We start from the raw sequence: 15,830 nt of genomic DNA on the forward strand, positions 1-15,830 counted from the left end.
CTCCGCTCGCACCTCAGCCATCGAGGGCCTCCGGCTCGACCACGAACAGCACGGCACCGAGCTTGACCAGGTCGCCGGCCGCGGCGCCGACCGTGGCGACCGTGCCCGAGAAGGGCGCCTTGAGCGCGAGCTCCATCTTCATCGCCTCCATCACACCCAGCGTCTCACCCTCGGCCACGGCCTGGCCCTCGGCGACGTTGACCGCGAGCACCGTGCCGGGCATCGGCGCGGTCAGGGTGCCGTCGCCGACCTCCGGGCCGTGGTCGGCGAACGGGTCGTGCCGGTCGAAGACGTAGCGCTGGCCCGCGTGGACCACCTCGACCGCACCCGACGTGACGTCAACGAAGGCAGAGGGGGTCGCCGAGCCGGTCGGCACCTCCACGAGGTCCGTGCCGACGACGACCCGCACCGGCGCGGGCTCACCGGCCGAGCGCCAGCCGTCGGCCTGCCACGGACCCGCGACCCGGGGGGCGACGAGTGCGGCGGCGGCCACCTGCCGGGCGTCCGCGTCGTCGGGCGCGGGGACGTCGTGGTGGTCGAGCCAGGCGGTGTCGATCGTGGCGTCGCGGAACTCGTCCGATGCGGCCAGGACACGGAGGAAGCCGGTGTTGGTGGTGAGTCCGGCGACCTCGGTGCGCCCCAGCGCCCGGACGAGGCGCAGCCGTGCCTCCTCGCGGTCGGCCCCGACCGCGACCACCTTGGCCAGCATCGGGTCGAACGAGGTCGTCACCTCCTGGCCGGACTCGAGCGCGTGGTCCACGCGGATGCCCTCGCCGCCCGGCCACGCGACGTGCGTCGCCACCCCGGCCTGCGGCAGGAAGCCGTGGAAGGAGTCCTCGGCGTAGACGCGGGCCTCGATGGCGTGGCCCTCCAGCGTGACGTCGGCCTGGTCGATGCCGAGCGGCTCGCCGGTGGCGACACGGAGCTGGAGCTCGACGAGGTCCACCCGGTCGCCCCGCACGCGGGTGACCTCCTCGGTCACCGGGTGCTCGACCTGGAGCCGGGTGTTCATCTCCAGGAAGTAGAACTCGCCGGTCGCGTTGTCGAGCAGGAACTCCACGGTGCCGGCGTTCGCGTACGACACCTGCTGCGCCAGCGCGACCGCCGCCGAGGTGATCGCCCCGCGCTGCGCCTCGGAGATGGTCGGGGCGGGGGCCTCCTCGAGCACCTTCTGGTGGCGCCGCTGCGTGGAGCAGTCGCGCTCGAAGAAGTGCAGCACGTGGCCGTGGGTGTCGCCGAGGACCTGGACCTCGATGTGGCGGCCGGACTCGACGTACTTCTCGATGAGCAGGGTGTCGTCGCCGAACGAGCTCGCGGCCTCGCGCGCCGCGGCGGCCCGCGCCTCGGGCAGGTCGGCGGCGCTGCGCACCACGCGCATGCCCTTGCCGCCGCCGCCGGCCGCGGCCTTGACGAGGACGGGGTAGGCAAAGGTCTCGGGGTCGTCGTCGAGCCCGTACGACGGCACCACGGGCACGCCCGCGGCCACCGCGATCTCGCGGGCGGCGTCCTTGCGGCCCATCGCGTCCATCACCTCGGCGCTCGGGCCGACCAGTGTGATGCCGGCCCCGGCGAGCGCCCGCGCGAACGGCGCGCGCTCGGACAGGAAGCCGTAGCCCGGGTGCACGAATCCGGCCCCGCACTCGCGCGCGGCCGCCACGACCGCGTCGACGTCGAGGTAGGAGGGGACCGCGACCGCGTCGTCGGCCGCCCGCACGTGCGGCGCGTGGGCGTCCTGGTCGGTGTGGATCGCGACGGTCCGCCAGCCCAGCCGCTGCGCCGTGCGCATGACGCGGATCGCGATCTCGCCGCGGTTGGCGATCAAGAGGGTGTTCATCAGCTCACATCCTGAAGACGCCGTAGGAGGGCTCGGGGACGGGGACCGCGGAGGTCACCGAGAGCGCCATGCCGAGGATGCGGCGGGTGTCGGCCGGGTCGATGACGCCGTCGTCCCAGAGACGCGCGGTCGAGTAGTAGGGCGAGCCCTGGGTCTCGTACTGCTCCCGGATCGGGGCCTTGAACGCCTCCTCGTCCTCGGCCGACCACTCCTGGCCGGCCTTCTCGAGGCCGTCGCGGCGCACGGTGGCCAGCACGCCCGCGGCCTGCTCGCCGCCCATCACCGAGATCCGGGCGTTGGGCCACATCCAGAGGAAGCGCGGGTCGTACGCGCGACCGTTCATGCCGTAGTTGCCGGCGCCGAAGGAGCCGCCGATGACCACGGTGAACTTCGGCACGACGCTGCACGCCACGGCCGTGACGAGCTTCGCGCCGTCGCGGGCGATGCCCTTGTTCTCGTACTCGCGTCCGACCATGAAGCCGGTGATGTTCTGCAGGAACACCAGCGGGATCTTCCGCTGGTTGCACAGCTCGACGAAGTGCGCGCCCTTGAGGGCCGACTCGCTGAAGAGGATGCCGTTGTTGGCGACGATGCCGACCTCGTGGCCGTGGATGCGCGCGAAGCCGCACACGAGCGTGTCGCCGTAGAGCTTCTTGAACTCGTGGAAGCGGCTGCCGTCGACGAGGCGACGGATCACCTCGCGCACGTCGTACGGCGTGCGGGTGTCGGTCGGCACGACGTCGTAGAGCGACTCCGGCGGCTCGTGCGGCTCCTCGACTGAGGCAGGGTCGACGCGCGAGGGCTCCGGCGGCGGCAGCGTGTCGATGACGCTGCGCAGGATCGCGAGCGCGTGGGCGTCGTCCTCGGCGAGGTGGTCCACGACGCCGGAGGTGCGCGCGTGCACCTCGCCGCCGCCGAGGTCCTCGGCGCTCACGACCTCGCCGGTCGCCGCCTTCACCAGCGGCGGGCCGCCGAGGAAGATCGTGCCCTGGTCGCGCACGATGACCGTCTCGTCGGACATCGCCGGGACGTAGGCGCCGCCGGCGGTGCAGGACCCCATCACCGCGGCGAGCTGCGGCACGCCCTGGGCGGAGAGGTTGGCCTGGTTGAAGAAGATCCGCCCGAAGTGCTCGCGGTCGGGGAACACCTCGTCCTGCATGGGCAGGAAGGCACCGCCGGAGTCGACCAGCGCGATGCACGGCAGCCGGTTCTCGGCCGCGACGGTCTGCGCACGGAGGTGCTTCTTGACCGTCATCGGGTAGTAGGTGCCGCCCTTCACCGTCGCGTCGTTGGCGATGACCATGACGGGCCGGCCGTGCACCAGGCCGATGCCGGTGACGATGCTCGCGCTGGGCACGGCGTAGTCGTCGGCCTCTCCCCCCTCGCCGCTGCCGTACATGCCGTACGCCGCCAGCGGGGCGAGCTCGAGGAACGGGCTGCCCGGGTCGAGCAACCGGTCGACCCGGTCGCGGACCAGCAGCTTGCCGCGGTCGGTGTGCTTGCGGCGCGCGCTCTCCGAGCCGCCTTGGCGGACCCGGGCCAGCCGGGCGCGCAGGTCGTCGACGAGCTCGCGCATGGTGGGTGAGGTCTGGGGCTCGGACACCGCCTCAGGTTAGCGATCGTTAACCCGTGGAGTCCAGTAGCGGGAACTCGCCGTGCACCGTCGTGCCCCGACCCGGTGCGGTCTCCAGGCGGAGGCGACCGCCGGCCGCCTCCATCCTCGCCTCCATCCCGAGCAGGCCGCCCGCCTCGACGAGCGCCTGGTCGAAGCCGCTGCCGTTGTCGGAGACCGTGAAGCTCAGGTGCGGCAGGCCACGCACCGTCACCAGCACCTCGCTGGCACCGGCGTGCTTCGCGGCGTTGGTGAGCGCCTCGAGGATGCAGAAGTAGGCCGCCGCCTCGACCTGCCGGCTCGGGCGCTCGAAGTCGGCCACGTCGAGGGTGACGGGGACGGTGGAGCGGCGCGCGGTCGACTGCAGGGCGGCCACCAGGCCGCGCTCGGCCAGCAGCGGCGGGTAGATGCCCCGGGCCAGCTCGCGCAGCTCGACGAGCACCTCGCGGTTGTCGGCGGCCAGCTGCCCGAGCAGCGTGGTCGCGCCCTCCTGGCGGCCCGCCTCGAGCTCCTTGCGGACCCGCTCGATCGTCACGCTCATCGCGAGGAGCCGCTGCTGGGCGCCGTCGTGCAGGTCGCGCTCGAGGCTGCGCCGCGCGGCGTCGGCCACCTCCACGATGCGCGTGCGCGAGTCGGTGAGCTGCGTCGACTGCTCCTTCAGCCGGGTGTACGCCCCGCGCACCAGGAACACCACGACCAGCACCCCGGCCGGCAGCGAGGACGCCACGACGAGCGCGTTGACCCACCACAGCTGGTCGAGCTCCTCGACCCGCCGCCACTCGCCGAGGGCCACGATCCCGGCGCTGCCGAGCACGGCCACGACCATCAGCGCGTGCACCCACCGGGCGGACAGGTAGGGGTAGGCGACCAGGAGCGGCACCATCGTCAGCAGCGCCGTCAGCGGTGAGAGCACGGGGGTGGCCCACGTCCCGCCGACCGCGAAGACCAGGGCGGACAGGGTGAGCCCGAGGATCGCCGCGGTCGCGCCGTGGCGTCGCGCGAGCGGTGGCGTGGCCAGCAGCACCACCAGCGACACGGCCATCACGGCGAGGTCGATCTCGACCGCAGTGTGCTGGAAGCCCAGCAGGTACGCCGCCGCGAGCAGGACCGTCGCCGTGGCGAGGGCGAGGAGGTTGATGCGCATCAGCCAGGCCAGCGCCGGGTCGAGGCCGTCCCAGCCGGCGAGGATCCGCCTCATGCGCGGGGCGCGACCCCGCCGCCGACGCCGGCCTCGCTCAGGAAGACCAGCGTGGCGGCGACCCGGCGGTGCACGGGCGCGTCCGAGGGCAGGTCGAGCTTGGTGAGGATGGAGTTGATGTGCTTCTCGACCGCCCGGTCGGTGATCACGAGCTCGGTGGCGATCGCAGCGTTGGTCATCCCGCGGGCGACCATCGCCAGCACCTCCAGCTCCCGCGGGGTGAGCCGGTCGAGCAGGGAGTCGTGGCGCCGGGTGCCGGTCGCCATCAGGGCGTCGACCACGATCTGGTCGATCACGGAACCGCCCGCGGCAACGGTGCGCAGCGCTGCGACGAGCTCGTCGACGTCGGCCACCCGCTCCTTGAGGAGGTAGCCCCGGCCGTCGGAGCCGTCGCGCACCAGGTCGAGGGCGTACTCGACGTCGGAGTACTGCGTCAGTGCCACCACGCCGATCCCCGGGTGGGTGCGCCGCAGCTCGCCGGCCGCACGGATGCCCTCGTCGGTGAAGTCGGGCGGCATCCGGATGTCGGTGAGCACCACGTCGGGCCGGTGCTCGGCGACCGCGCCGATCAGCTCCGGGAGACTCGTGGCCGTGGCCACGACGTCGATGTCGTCGTACCCCTCGAGCAGGGCGAGCACGCCGGCCCGGAGCAGGTCGCCGTCCTCGGCGAGGACGACACGGATCTGCGGCATGTCGCGCACTGTAGTCACGGCGGGAGCGGGATGTCGGTAGAGCAGGCACCACACCCCGGATTCCGCGGCCACACGGATTCTCTTGACACTCGTCCAGACCGAATGTGGTGCTGGCACCACTGAAAACCTCGCCGGAGGCGGGCAGACTCTCCGCGTTGGTGCACACATCTTGGGAGTCAGTGGGCCGTGCGGGGGTGCGGCCCACTGAGGGCACCGACGTTCTCGGGAGGGGCCCTCTGGGGCTGCAGGAGGCTGGGAGGGCCGTGTGATTCCGCTTGCCGTGTGGGAGGCACCGGAGCGTGAGATGACGCTCCCGGCCCCGCGAGGGTCGTGGCAGTGGTTAACCACCACTAACCTCGACCTCGTGACCCCTCGACGCCAGCAGATCCTCGACATCGCCGCGGAGCTCTTCGCGGCGCGCGGGTTCCACGGCGTCTCGGTCGCCGAGCTCGGCTCTGCCTGCGGGATCTCCGGCCCCGCGCTCTACAAGCACTTCGAGTCCAAGGACGCGATGCTCGCCGAGATGCTGGTCTCGATCAGCGAGACCCTCCTCGCCGAGGGTCGCAGCCGCGTCGAGACGGCCGCCGGGCCGCGCGCCGCACTGGAGGCGCTCGTCGAGTGGCACATCGAGTTCGCCCTCGAGCACCGCGCGCTCATCGTCGTGCAGGACCGCGACTGGAGCAGCCTGCCCGACGAGGCCCGTGAGCGCGTGCGCGCCCTCCAGCGCTCGTACGTCGACGTGTGGGCCACCCAGCTCCGGCTCCACGACCCGAGCCTGAGCCCGGAGGCCTCCCGCACGCGGGCCCACGTCCTGTTCGGCCTGCTCAACTCCACGCCGCACAGCGGTCGGCTGCCCGACCCGCAGATGCACGACGTGCTGCGCGAGATGGCCCACGGCGCCCTGGGTCTCGCCTGACGGTCGGCCGGGTCACGGGGGTCCGCCCGCGCCGGCTCCCCCCGATAGGGTGAGGACATGAAGCTGAGCGAGAGTCTCGAGAACGCGTTCAACGCGCAGATCACCCTCGAGTTCCAGGCGTCCCTCGTCTACCGCCAGCTGGCGATCGAGCTCGAGATCATGGACCTCCCCGGCATGGCCGCGTGGCTGCGCCACCAGGCCGACGAGGAGATCGTCCACGCCAACAAGTTCATCGACCACGTCGCCGACCGCGACAACCACCCGCGCATCGGCGCGGTCCCGGCCCCGGTGGTCATCGTCGGGTCGGTGCTCGACGCCTTCGAGGCGGCGCGGGCGCACGAGGAGAAGGTGTCGGCCTCCATCCGCGACCTCTACCGCCTCGCCGAGTCCGAGGGTGACCTCGACTCCCGCCCCCTGCTCAACTGGTTCCTCGAGGAGCAGATCGAGGAGGAGGCGACCGTCAACGAGATCGTCGGCCGCGTGAAGCTCATCGACGACGACGGCCCCGGCCTGCTCCGCCTCGACGAGGAGCTCGGAGCGCGTCCGGTCTCCACGACCGAGGCCCGCTGACCGCCTGACCGACTGACCCGGCTCACCAGGAGTCGGCCGGCTGCGCGAGCAGCCGTGCCGCCCGGGCTGCGGCGTCCTCCGCCACGGCCATGTCGTCGGGCTCGTCGCCGGGCTCGTCGCCGGGCTCGTCGTCGGACCCCTCGTCGGGGCCACCGACCTCCCCGGCCGGTGTGCCGGGGCCGGTCAACCGGTGCAGGTCGCGCAGCACCCGGTCGCGCGAGAGCCCGCGCAGGTGCGTCAGCACGAACGGGTCGCCCTGGATCAGCCACGCGAGCTGCGTCCACACCGCGAGCGCGTGGGGGCAGGGGTCGAGCCAGGAGTCGCACGTGCAGGCCGCGCCCAGCTCGCCGCCGTACGGCAGCAGCTCGACGCCCGCCTCCTCGACCGACTCGACGAACGAGTGCGGGAGCTGGCCGGCGAGCAGGGCCCCGATCCGGCCGGACTCGGCAGCGACCAGCTCGGTGAACGCGGCGGCGTCGCCGGCGTCGAGGGCCGGCACGGTCACCTCGACGGTGAACGCGTCCTGCCCCTCCGTCACCGCCGCCACGGCGCGGCCGTCCTCGACCGTGATCGCGCCGACGGCACCAGCCCGGGCGAGGGCGCGCCCCACGCGCAGCTCCTTGTCGCCGAACGCGGCCTCCTCCACCGCGCGGAGCACGGCCTTGCTCCACCACGTGCCGGCGCCGCCCCCGCGGCGCGGCGGGAGGCGGGGGTGGGTGGTGCCGGTCACCGGCGGTCTCCGGTGGTCCGCAGCGCGACCAGGTCGCGGAGCTCGTCGTTGGAGAGCTCGGTGAGGGCCGTCTCCCCGCGAGCCAGCACGGCGTCGGCGAGGGAGCGCTTGCGGGCGAGGAGCTCGGCGATCCGCTCCTCGATGGTCCCCTGGGTGATGAAGCGGTGCACCTGCACGGGCCTGGTCTGGCCGATCCGGTAGGCGCGGTCGGTGGCCTGGTCCTCGACGGCGGGGTTCCACCAGCGGTCGAAGTGGATGACGTGGTCGGCCCGGGTGAGGTTGAGGCCGGTGCCGCCGGCCTTCAGCGAGAGGAGGAACACCGGCGCCTCGCCGGCCTGGAAGCGCGCCACCATCGCGTCGCGCTGACGCACGGGAGTGCCGCCGTGCAGGAGCTGGTGGGGCACGCCGGTGGTGGCGAGGTGCCGCTCGAGGAGCCGCGCCATGGCGACGTACTGGGTGAAGACGAGGACCGCGCCGTCCTCGGCCACGACGGTGCCGACGAGCTCGTCGATGAGCTCGAGCTTCTCGGAGCGACCACGCAGCTTGGGGTTGGCCTGTCGCAGGAAGTGGGCGGGGTGGTTGCAGATCTGCTTGAGCCCGGTCAGCAGCGCGAGCACGAGCCCGCGGCGGGTCTCCTCGTCGGCCTCCTCGATGCGGCGCATCGACTCACGCACGAGCGTCTCGTAGAGCACGACCTGCTCGCGGGTGAGGCCGAGGACGTGGTCGGTCTCGGTCTTGGCCGGCAGCTCCGGGGCGATGCCGGGGTCGGACTTGCGCCTCCGCAGCAGGAACGGTCCGATCAGGTCGGCGAACTGCCGGGCCTTGGTCGGCTCGAGGCCCGACTCGATCGGCGCGGCCCACACCTTGCGGAACGCGTTGCGGCTGCCGAGCAGCCCGGGGATCGCCCAGTCGAGGATGGACCAGAGCTCGGTGAGGTCGTTCTCGACAGGCGTGCCGGTCAGCGCGACGCGGGCGGTGCCGGGGATGGTGCGCAGCGCGCGGGCAGCAGCCGATCGGGAGTTCTTGATGTGCTGCGCCTCGTCGGCGACGACGAGGTCCCACGCGACCTCGGCGAGCAGGGCGGCGTCGTTGCGCATGGTGCCGTAGGTCGTGAGCACGAACCCGTCCGCGACCCCGTCGAGGTCGCGCGCGCTGCCGTGGTGGCGGCGTACGGCGACTCCGGGCGCGAAGCGGCGGATCTCCGCCTCCCAGTTGCCGAGCAGCGACGCCGGGCAGACCACGAGCGTCGGTCCGCCCCTGCCGACCTCCGCCCGGTGGAGGTGGAGCGCGATGAGGGTGATCGTCTTGCCGAGGCCCATGTCGTCGGCGAGGCACGCGCCGAGTCCGAGCGAGGTGAGCTCGGCCAGCCAGGACAGCCCGTGGCGCTGGTAGTCGCGGAGGTCGGCCTGCAGCGCGTCGGGCACGGCGACGGGTTCGGTCCGGCCTGCCGCCTCCAGCCGGTCACGGACCTTGAGCAGGCTCGCGCCGACGACCGCTTCGTAGGGGACGTCCTCGACGTCGACGACGCCGGTGAGCGTCGCGGCGAGGGCCTGGACCGGGGTGACGGTGCGGATGAGCCGCTTGCGCGCGCGCTTGATGACGCCGGAGTCGACGGCGATCCAGTTGTCGCGCAGCCGGATCACCGGTGTGGTCGTGCGGGCCAGCTCGTCCATCTCCTCCTCGGTCAGCTCCTCGCCGTGCAGCGAGAGCTGCCACTCGAAGCCGAAGAGTGCCTGCGGTCCGAACAGGCCGTCCTGGAGCGCCTCGTCGCGCGCCCCGGCCGGCGACCGGCGACCGAGCTCGACGCGCTGGGTCACGTCGCGGTCGAGGTACTTCGGCCAGAGCACGGGATGGCCCGCCTCGTCGAGCGCGGCGGCGCCCTCGTCGAGCAGCGAGAGGATCTCGTCGGAGTCGAGGGTGATCTCGTCGGGGACCCGGAGGTCGAGCAGCCGGTCGAGGACGGGCCACGCGTCGGCCGCCGAGCGCAGCGCGATGGCGGCGTGGGTGCGAGCGCGCTCGCCGAAGCCGTGGCGGGCGTCGGGCCCGGCGTCGGCCCAGAGCTCGGCCGCGTCGGCGACGTGGGCGGCGTTGTCGACGGCGTGCACCTGCATGACCAGGCGCACCGCGCCCGCGACCAGCTCCTCCTCGTCGGCCTCGACCCGGAAGGAGATCGACACCAGGTGCGGCCGGTCGTCGCGCCCGCGGGCCCGCAGCCTCGCGATGCGCTGCTGGAGCTGGTCGCTGAAGTCGTCGGGGCTCGTCGGCGGCGCGGGACGAGCGACGGGCGCGCGGTGCCGGCGGGCACTGCCCGGCGTGGTGCGCGGCACGGTGTCGGCGACGGCGTCGAGCAGGGCGCGGACCGTGCCCTCGGCCGTGGCCTCGTCGAACCCCTCGTGGGCGCGAGCGCGCGCGAGCTCGGAGATGCGGCGCTCGTCGTGGGCGTCGAGGCCGGCGACCTGCCAGTGGCGACCGTCGGGGTCCGGGGCGAACCGACCCGCGGCGACGAGCTGCAGGCCGAGCAGCGACGCGCCGGCGAGGAGGGCCACCGAGGGGTGGAGGCCGTCCTGGTCGCGCACCTTCGCCAGCACCGGGAGCGCGCCGCGGATCGGCATCACGATCGTGCGGCGGTCGTCGGTGAACTCGATCGAGCCCTCCCGGGGCGGCTCCCCCACCAGCAGCCTGGCGGGACCGGTGACCGGGACAAGGCTCATGCAGGGCACCCTTCCGTGCTCGCTCGGACAGCGGGCAACAGGGACGCTAACGCGTGGCACCGACACGGAGTTCCCGGTTGCTAGCGTCACCGCTCATGGAGACCCCGGTGGACATCACGGCGCTGCTCGCCGCGCACCCCGTCGTCGACGGCCACAACGACCTCCTGTGGGAGGCGCGGGTGCAGGCGTCGTACGACTTCGCCCGGCTCGACGTCGGCGCCGGCGGCACACCGACCCACACCGACCTGCCGCGGATGCGCGCGGGCGGGATGGGCGCGCAGTTCTGGTCGGTCTACGTCCCGACCCGGCTCACCGGCGACGACGCCGTCAGCGCGACGCTGGAGCAGGTCGACGCCGCGCGCCACCTCACCCGGACGTACGCCGACCGGCTCGCCTGGGCCACCACCGCCGACGAGGTCGAGCAGGCCTGGGCCGCGGGCCGGATCGCGTCGCTGGCCGGGGCCGAGGGCGGGCACTCGATCAACTGCTCGCTCGGCACGCTGCGGCAGCTCCACGAGCTCGGCGTGCGCTACCTGACGCTGACCCACAACGCGAACACGCCGTGGGCGGACTCCGCCACCGACCGGCCGGTGTCCGGGGGCCTCACCGCCTTCGGCCGCGAGGTGGTGCGGGAGATGAACCGGATCGGGATGATGGTCGACCTGTCGCACGTCTCGGCCGACACCATGCGCGACGCGCTGGCGGTCACGGAGGCGCCGGTGATCTTCAGCCACAGCTCCGCGCGCGCGGTCACCGACAGCCCTCGCAACGTGCCTGATGACGTGCTCGAGGCGACGGCTGCGAACAACGGCGTGTGCATGGTGACCTTCGTGCCGAAGTTCGTGAACGCCGCCTGCGCCGACGGGCACCGCGAGATGGTCGCCGCGGCCGCCGCGGAGGGGGTCCCGGAGGCGGACGGCGTCCGGTTCGCGGCCTTCGAGGCCGTGTGGACGCGCGAGCACCCGCAACCGACCGCGACCCTCGACGACGTGGTGGCCCACTGCGAGCACGTCCGCGAGGTCGCCGGCATCGACCACGTGGGGCTCGGCGGCGACTACGACGGGGTCGAGGTGCTACCGACCGGTCTCGAGGACGTCTCCACCTACCCCGCGCTGCTCGGTGCGCTCGCCGGGCGCGGCTGGTCGGAGGCGGACCTGGCCAAGCTGACCTGCCGCAACGTGCTGCGGGTGATGCGGGAGGTCGAGGACCGCGCCCGCGACCTCCAGGCCACCCGCGGTCCCAGCCTGGCCCGCATCGAGGACCTGGACGGCGTTCCCGCGTAGGTCCCGTGGCCCGCGGTCCGGCGAAAAGGATTCGTTTGTTGTTCGGTGCAACCAATACCGTGGTGCGGTGACCAGCACCCAGACCTCACCCGGCGAGATCCAGCCGGACAGCTCCGACAAGCTCGACAAGGGCGTCCTGATGGTGGCGGGCGTCGTCGTCCTCGGCGCCATCATGTCGATCCTCGACATCACGGTCGTCTCCGTCGCCCTGAACACCTTCCAGGAGGAGTTCGACGCCACCGCGGCCGAGGTCGCCTGGACGATGACCGGCTACACCCTCGCCCTGGCCAGCGTCATCCCGCTGACCGGCTGGGCGGCCGACCGGTTCGGCACCAAGCGGCTCTACCTCATCGCGGTCGCGCTCTTCACCGCCGGCTCCGTGCTCTGCGCGACGGCGACGTCGCTCGAGCTGCTCGTCATCTACCGGGTCCTGCAGGGCCTCGGCGGCGGCATGTTGATGCCGCTCGGCATGACGATCCTCACCCACGCCGCAGGCCCCGAGCGCGTCGGCCGGGTCATGGCCGTCCTCGGCATCCCGATGCTGCTGGGCCCGATCTTCGGCCCCATCATCGGTGGCGCGCTCATCGAGAGCGCCTCGTGGCACTGGATCTTCCTCATCAACCTGCCGATCGGCATCCTCGCCATCGCCTATGCCTGGTTCGTGCTGCCCAAGGACGAGGTCGAGCCGTCGGAGACCTTCGACTGGCTGGGCATGGTCCTGCTCTCGCCCGGTCTCGCCGCGTTCCTCTACGGCGTCAGCTCGATCCCGGAGGAGGGCACCGCGATGGCGGCCAAGGTCCTCGTCCCGATGGTCATCGGCGCCGTGCTGATCGTGGCGTTCGTCCCGTGGGCGCTGGCGAGGCGCAACATCCACCCGCTGGTCGAGCTCCGCCTGTTCAAGAACCGGAACATGACGGTCGCCATCATCGCGATGATGCTCTTCGCCATCGCCTTCTTCGGCGCCTCGCTGCTGTTCCCGCTCTACTTCATCCAGGTCCGCGGCGAGGGCACCCTCTTCACCGGCTGGCTGCTCGCACCGCAGGGTGTCGGCGCGATGATCACCATGCCGATCGCCGGCATCCTGGCCGACAAGATCGGTCCCGGGAAGATCGTCCTGACCGGCATCACCGTGATCACCGTCGGCATGGCGATGTTCACCCAGATCGGCGCGGACACGTCGTACGCCTACATCCTCGGGGCGCTGTTCATCATGGGCCTCGGCATGGGCGGCACGATGATGCCGATCATGACGGCCGCGCTCGCGACGCTCACCGCGCACAACGTGGCCCGCGGCTCGACCCTGCTGAACATCACGCAGCAGGTGGCCGCGTCGATCGGTACGGCGCTGTTCTCGGTGATCCTCACCAACGAGATCAAGGACTCGCGGTTCGTCGCCGCCGGGCAGGCGCTCGCCGAGGCCGGTGACGACCGGTCCGCCGTCGCCGCGGTCATGGAGAAGTTCGGCCTCACGCCCGACCAGCTCGGCAACCTGGAGTCGCTCGCGACCAGCCAGCTCGCCGACGCGTTCGCCACCGTCTTCATCGTGGCGACGGTCCTGGTGGCGTGCTGCCTCATCCCGGCGTTCTTCCTGCCGCGCAAGAAGCTGGCGCCGGTCGACCCGACCGCGATGATGGGCCACTGACGCCACGGCCTCCGACGCACTGACGGCCCGTCCTCCTGCTGGAGGGCGGGCCGTCGTCGTCCGTCGCCGATCCGTCGTACGAACCTATGCTGCGACACATGGACGGACTCGGGACGGAGCTGACGCAGCGCCGCACCTACGTGCGGGTGCTGCACCTCGCCACCTTGTTCTTCGCGGTGCCGGTCGTGCGCACCGCACTCACGGCGAGGAGCGAGTCGGGGAGCGCGGCACTCGGCGCCTGGGCGATGACGGCGGTCATGGCGCTCCTGCTCGTCGTCGCGCCCCTGCTGATCGCGCGGAGCATCTCCTCGCGCCACACCTACGTCTCGGAGGAGGCGGTGTCGGTGGTCTCGGGCGGCGAGCTCCGTCAGCAGCTCGCCTTCGCCGACCTGACCGCGGTCACGGTGCGCTTCACCGGCAACAGCGGCAACCTCATGCCGAGGGAGAAGATCCTCCTCAGTGGCCCGATGCGCACCGGTCGCGGCAAGGTCCTCGTGTCCCGCCTGTACGTCGACTCGCTGCAGCCGCTCCTGCGGCGCCTCGAGGCGGAGGTCGCCGCACGGCCCGAGCTGCTCGACGGTGAGCTCGAGCGTGACTACTTCCGGCAGGCCGTGCGGTTCGCGCGCTGACGACCGCGTGGGGTCCCGCCGCGGGCCCGTCCGCGCGATGATGTCGAGAAGTTCTCCGCGGGCTGTCGATTTCCGGCGGCGAGCGGCGACGAGGTGATGAGCGGCCCCGGACCACGGGGCCCCCGCACGAGAGGCACCACCATGAAGTACGTCCTGATGTACACCTCGCGCCCCGACCTGGACGCGTCCACCGACCCGGAGGCCGCGCAGGCGGTCTACAAGCGGGTCTACGAGTGGTTCGGGGAGAACGCCGGCGTGATGGCCGACTCCGGCGCCGAGCTGCTGGGCGTGGAGACCGCGACCACCGTCAAGCACGGGTCGGACGGCGCGGTCGTCGTCGACGGGCCGTTCAACGAGGCCAAGGAGGTGATCGGCGGCTTCAGCGTCATCGACGTTCCCGACATGGACGCCGCCATCGCCGTGGTGAAGACGTGGCCGATGCTCGACCTCCCGGGCGTGGCCGTCGAGATCCGCCCGATGGTCGAGGACTACTCGCAGTTCGAGTGAGCCGGCCCGCAGGGGTCCACCGATGACCACCACGGACGGCCTCCTCGCCCGGACGCTCCGCGAGGAGGCCGGCCCGCTGGTCGCCCGGCTCTCCCGGCGGTTCGGTGACTTCGACCTGGCCGAGGAGGCCGTGCAGGGTGCGGTCGTCGAGGCGCTGGCGTCGTGGCGCCGCGACGGCCCGCCGGACCGACCGGGCGCCTGGCTGCACGTGGCCGCCACCCGCAACGCGATGGACGCGCTGCGGGTGCGCGACCGCCAGCGCGCCCTCGCCCTCCGCGCCGAGCCGCCCGCCCACGGTCCGGGCGAGGACACCGACGACCGGCTGGCGCTGCTGTTCGCCTGCTGCCACCCGGCGCTGGCGCCCGAGGCCCGCCTCGCGCTGACCCTGCGCGCGGTCGTCGGCCTCACCACGCCGCAGATCGCCCGCGCGTTCCTGGTCAACGAGACCACGCTGGCGCAGCGTGTCGTCCGGGCCAAGCGCAAGATCGTCTCGGCCGGCATCGCGCTGACCGTGCCGCCGGAGTCGCAGCGGGCCGACCGGTTGGCCGACGTGCTGGCGGTCGTCTACGTGATGTTCAACGAGGGCTTCGTGTCGTCGACGGGGCCCAGCCAGGACCGCGACCTGGCGGCCGACGCGGTCTGGCTGGCGGGCGTCGTCGCGACGGCGCTGCCCGACCAGGCGGAGGCGTGGGGGCTGGCCGCGCTGCTGACCATCCAGCACGCGCGCACCCGGGCACGCTTCGCCGACGGCGAGCTCGTGCTGCTGCGCGACCAGGACCGCCGCCTGTGGGACCACGAGGCGATCGCCGAGGGCGAGCGGATGATCGAGCGGGCGGCGTCGCTGCGCCGGCCGGGGGCGTACCAGCTCCAGGCGGCGATCGCCGCGGTGCACGCCACCGGCGCGAGCTGGGCGGAGACCGACTGGCTGCAGATCTCGCTGCTCTACGAGGAGCTCGCGAGGTACGACGCCTCGCCCGTCGTGCGGCTCAACCAGGTCGTCGCCCACGCCCAGGTCGCCGGGCCGGAGGACGCGCTGCGCCGGCTGGAGACCCTCGCCGAGCCGCTCGCGGGCTACCACCTCTTCCACGCGACCCGGGCCCAGCTCCTGACCGCCGTCGGTCGCGACGAGGAGGCCGACGCCGCGAACCGCCGGGCGCTCGGGCTCACCGGCAACGACGCCGAGCGGCGGCTGCTGACCCGGCGGCTGCACGCCCGGCCGTTGGACGACGGCTCCTGACGGCTGCGCGTGCCGTCCGTCATCCGTACCCGACCCCATCGGCTCGACTTCGCATGACGGAACCCCCGGCCCCCCGATCCGTCATCCGTACCCGACCCCATCAGCTCGACTTCGGATGAAGGAACCCCCGGCCCCCGATCCCGGATAACCGAGGACTGCCGACGGATCGTGGAACATCCGGGTCACCCGATGGCTCGGATCCTCCACGTTCTCACGCCGATCTCGCTCCCCGGGTCGTCTCGCGTGGTGGCGAGGTCCGGCCGACGATT

At 72.7% G+C, this 15,830-nt stretch carries 13 protein-coding genes; 7 read left to right on the forward strand and 6 right to left on the reverse strand.

The window, feature by feature from the left end:
* Positions 1-13: 13 nt before the first annotated feature.
* Genes Q9S36_RS45740 through Q9S36_RS45755 form a run of 4 tightly spaced genes read right to left on the reverse strand, consistent with a single transcriptional unit; the run spans position 14 to position 5,336 of the window.
* Positions 14-1,834: a biotin carboxylase N-terminal domain-containing protein gene (locus tag Q9S36_RS45740; protein ID WP_311291418.1), complete on the reverse strand. Its 1,821-nt coding sequence runs from the start codon at positions 1,832-1,834 to the stop codon at positions 14-16.
* Between the two features lie 4 nt (positions 1,835-1,838).
* Positions 1,839-3,410, reverse strand: a complete 1,572-nt coding sequence (locus Q9S36_RS45745; RefSeq protein WP_311291446.1) for a carboxyl transferase domain-containing protein — start codon at positions 3,408-3,410, stop codon at positions 1,839-1,841.
* Positions 3,411-3,456: 46 nt separating this feature from the next.
* Positions 3,457-4,644: an ATP-binding protein gene (locus tag Q9S36_RS45750; RefSeq protein WP_311291419.1), complete on the reverse strand. Its 1,188-nt coding sequence runs from the start codon at positions 4,642-4,644 to the stop codon at positions 3,457-3,459.
* Entirely contained in the window at positions 4,641-5,336 is a 696-nt protein-coding gene (locus tag Q9S36_RS45755; RefSeq protein ID WP_311291420.1) for a response regulator transcription factor, read from the reverse strand. Before Q9S36_RS45755 ends, Q9S36_RS45750 begins: the two co-directional genes overlap by 4 nt.
* A gap of 364 nt (positions 5,337-5,700) precedes the next feature.
* Here Q9S36_RS45755 and Q9S36_RS45760 point away from each other — a divergent pair, with 364 nt between their 5' ends.
* Positions 5,701-6,252 carry a TetR/AcrR family transcriptional regulator gene (locus Q9S36_RS45760; RefSeq protein ID WP_311291421.1) on the forward strand — a complete coding sequence of 184 codons (552 nt, stop codon included), beginning with the start codon at positions 5,701-5,703 and terminating at the stop codon, positions 6,250-6,252.
* A gap of 57 nt (positions 6,253-6,309) precedes the next feature.
* The gene (locus Q9S36_RS45765) at positions 6,310-6,822 is read left to right on the forward strand and encodes a ferritin (RefSeq protein ID WP_311291422.1); all 513 of its coding nucleotides are present in this window, start codon (positions 6,310-6,312) and stop codon (positions 6,820-6,822) included.
* A gap of 22 nt (positions 6,823-6,844) precedes the next feature.
* Here Q9S36_RS45765 and Q9S36_RS45770 read toward each other — a convergent pair whose 3' ends face one another.
* Together Q9S36_RS45770 and Q9S36_RS45775 are read right to left on the reverse strand one after the other, a co-directional pair.
* Complete coding sequence (locus Q9S36_RS45770; protein ID WP_311291423.1) at positions 6,845-7,552, reverse strand: hypothetical protein; 708 nt, start codon at positions 7,550-7,552, stop codon at positions 6,845-6,847.
* Positions 7,549-10,263 (reverse strand): DEAD/DEAH box helicase, encoded by a 2,715-nt coding sequence (locus Q9S36_RS45775; protein WP_311291424.1) that lies wholly within the window; start codon positions 10,261-10,263, stop codon positions 7,549-7,551. The genes Q9S36_RS45770 and Q9S36_RS45775 overlap by 4 nt, the downstream gene beginning before the upstream one ends.
* Positions 10,264-10,358: 95 nt before the next feature.
* On the opposite strand from Q9S36_RS45775, the gene Q9S36_RS45780 reads away from it, so the two are divergent.
* The 5 genes from Q9S36_RS45780 to Q9S36_RS45800 all read left to right on the forward strand — a co-directional run bounded on the left by Q9S36_RS45780 (position 10,359) and on the right by Q9S36_RS45800 (position 15,561).
* On the forward strand, positions 10,359-11,546 hold the full coding sequence (locus tag Q9S36_RS45780; protein ID WP_311291425.1) for a dipeptidase: 1,188 nt from the start codon (positions 10,359-10,361) through the stop codon (positions 11,544-11,546).
* A 67-nt stretch (positions 11,547-11,613) separates the two neighbouring features.
* Positions 11,614-13,188 carry a DHA2 family efflux MFS transporter permease subunit gene (locus Q9S36_RS45785; protein ID WP_311291426.1) on the forward strand — a complete coding sequence of 525 codons (1,575 nt, stop codon included), beginning with the start codon at positions 11,614-11,616 and terminating at the stop codon, positions 13,186-13,188.
* A 98-nt stretch (positions 13,189-13,286) separates the two neighbouring features.
* Positions 13,287-13,817: a hypothetical protein gene (locus Q9S36_RS45790; protein ID WP_311291427.1), complete on the forward strand. Its 531-nt coding sequence runs from the start codon at positions 13,287-13,289 to the stop codon at positions 13,815-13,817.
* Positions 13,818-13,958: 141 nt separating this feature from the next.
* A complete protein-coding gene (locus Q9S36_RS45795) occupies positions 13,959-14,324 on the forward strand; it encodes a YciI family protein (RefSeq protein ID WP_311291428.1) in 366 nt (121 codons plus the stop codon).
* A gap of 22 nt (positions 14,325-14,346) precedes the next feature.
* Positions 14,347-15,561: a DUF6596 domain-containing protein gene (locus Q9S36_RS45800; RefSeq protein WP_311291429.1), complete on the forward strand. Its 1,215-nt coding sequence runs from the start codon at positions 14,347-14,349 to the stop codon at positions 15,559-15,561.
* Positions 15,562-15,830: the final 269 nt, after the last annotated feature.

The organism is Microbacterium sp. ARD31 (genome assembly GCF_031844425.1).

Excerpts from the sequence above, each read along its gene's own strand:
- Q9S36_RS45740 (WP_311291418.1), bottom strand. The coding sequence starts at position 1,834 with ATGAACACCCTCTTGATCGCCAACCGCGGCGAGATCGCGATCCGCGTC.
- Q9S36_RS45745 (WP_311291446.1), bottom strand. The coding sequence starts at position 3,410 with ATGCGCGAGCTCGTCGACGACCTGCGCGCCCGGCTGGCCCGGGTCCGC.
- Q9S36_RS45750 (WP_311291419.1), bottom strand. The coding sequence starts at position 4,644 with ATGAGGCGGATCCTCGCCGGCTGGGACGGCCTCGACCCGGCGCTGGCC.
- Q9S36_RS45755 (WP_311291420.1), bottom strand. The coding sequence starts at position 5,336 with ATGCCGCAGATCCGTGTCGTCCTCGCCGAGGACGGCGACCTGCTCCGG.
- Q9S36_RS45765 (WP_311291422.1), top strand. The coding sequence starts at position 6,310 with ATGAAGCTGAGCGAGAGTCTCGAGAACGCGTTCAACGCGCAGATCACC.
- Q9S36_RS45775 (WP_311291424.1), bottom strand. The coding sequence starts at position 10,263 with ATGAGCCTTGTCCCGGTCACCGGTCCCGCCAGGCTGCTGGTGGGGGAG.
- Q9S36_RS45780 (WP_311291425.1), top strand. The coding sequence starts at position 10,359 with ATGGAGACCCCGGTGGACATCACGGCGCTGCTCGCCGCGCACCCCGTC.
- Q9S36_RS45790 (WP_311291427.1), top strand. The coding sequence starts at position 13,287 with ATGGACGGACTCGGGACGGAGCTGACGCAGCGCCGCACCTACGTGCGG.
- Q9S36_RS45795 (WP_311291428.1), top strand. The coding sequence starts at position 13,959 with ATGAAGTACGTCCTGATGTACACCTCGCGCCCCGACCTGGACGCGTCC.
- Q9S36_RS45800 (WP_311291429.1), top strand. The coding sequence starts at position 14,347 with ATGACCACCACGGACGGCCTCCTCGCCCGGACGCTCCGCGAGGAGGCC.